A 486-nucleotide genomic window follows, 5' to 3' on the forward strand; every position below is an offset into this window, starting at 1 on the left:
CGAGGACCACGTAATGGTCGAACCGTTGCTTCCCGTAGTGGGTAACGTCAAGTTCTGCGTCACGTTGGAAGCCGAGTCGCCAGCTGCATATCCAATCGCGAGCGCCGCCTTGTCAGCCGCCACCGCTTCCGTATCTGTTTCAGCTACCGTCACGACTGTCACCGTGAAGGTTTGCGTGTCACTTGCGCTGCCCTTCGTAATCGTCGCCGTCAGCGTCACCGTTGCATTGCCATCACTGTACGCAGGCTGCGTCACCGTTCCGTCATTTGCCACGACTGTCGGGGTGTCAGAGGACCACGTAATGGTCGAACCGTTGCTTCCCGTAGTCGGCAACGTCAAGTTCTGCGTCACGCTGGAAGCCGAGTCGCCAGCTGCGTACCCGATCGCGAGCGCCGCCTTGTCAGCCGCCACCGCTTCCGTATCTGTTTCAGCTACCGTCACGACTGTCACCGTGAAGGTTTGCGTGTCACTTGCGCTGCCCTTCGT

At 59.7% G+C, this 486-nt stretch carries 1 protein-coding gene; it reads right to left on the reverse strand.

Annotation, left to right across the window (positions count from 1 at the left end; genetic code table 11):
* Positions 1 to 486: immunoglobulin-like domain-containing protein (locus tag ACFSB2_RS23680; RefSeq protein WP_377945576.1), on the reverse strand; the 486-nt coding region annotated here is incomplete at both ends.

The organism is Alicyclobacillus fodiniaquatilis (genome assembly GCF_042678105.1).
In the GTDB taxonomy this organism is placed as follows: Bacteria; Bacillota; Bacilli; order Alicyclobacillales; family Alicyclobacillaceae; genus Alicyclobacillus; species Alicyclobacillus fodiniaquatilis.